This is a genomic window from Arthrobacter sp. SW1, from assembly GCF_001766675.1.
Lineage (GTDB): Bacteria > Actinomycetota > Actinomycetes > Actinomycetales > Micrococcaceae > Arthrobacter.
In genome coordinates, this window is sequence record NZ_MJLT01000054.1 from 1 (window position 1) to 770 (window position 770).

Consider the following 770-nt stretch of genomic DNA (forward strand, 5'->3'; position numbering starts at 1 on the left):
CCCCAGGCTTATCGCAGATTCCTACGTCCTTCATCGGCTCCTGATGCCAAGGCATCCACCGTGTGCCCTTAAAAACTTGACCACACAGATCAAAAACTAACTCTCGAGAGAACCAAGCCAAAGGCCAGGTTCATCAAAAGAAATTGCTATCAACACACACCCCAAACAGGGTGCATGCCTCAAGATGCTCGCGTCCACTATGTAGTTCTCAAACAACAACCCCAACCCCCACACCCCACACACCAACAAACAGTGCATGATCGGCAAGGACAGGAAAACCAGAAACCCCAGGAGGATCCCGGCAACTCATCGTTGCAGGTCCTGTTGCCTCAGGACCCAACAGTGCGCCAAACACAMCCACCACACCCSGRCACCCCGGAACGCTTTCCCCACAACCCCCACACCAAACGATGAAAGGAGTTGTCGTACTCACACCAGGACACCCGAGAAGGCAGCCATGCCAAAACCAGTTTGATTCGTTGATATTCCACCCATGAGCACCCACCGCAGAACGAACGCCTGCGCAATGGGMTTAATCTCCTGACCACACCCGGAAGCGACCATGCAGTCACCACCAGAACACGTGGTAGAGGCTCCTTAGAAAGGAGGTGATCCAGCCGCACCTTCCGGTACGGCTACCTTGTTACGACTTAGTCCCAATCGCCGGTCCCACCTTCGACGGCTCCCTCCCACAAGGGGTTAGGCCACCGGCTTCGGGTGTTACCAACTTTCGTGACTTGACGGGCGGTGTGTACAAGGCCCGGGAACGT

2 rRNA genes are annotated in these 770 nt (G+C 55.4%); both read right to left on the reverse strand.

What is annotated here, in order from left to right:
• Window positions 1-82: ribosomal RNA gene (locus BIU82_RS15980) — 23S ribosomal RNA — on the reverse strand; the annotation flags it as partial.
• A 519-nt stretch (window positions 83-601) separates the two neighbouring features.
• Window positions 602-770: ribosomal RNA gene (locus tag BIU82_RS15985) — 16S ribosomal RNA — on the reverse strand; the annotation flags it as partial.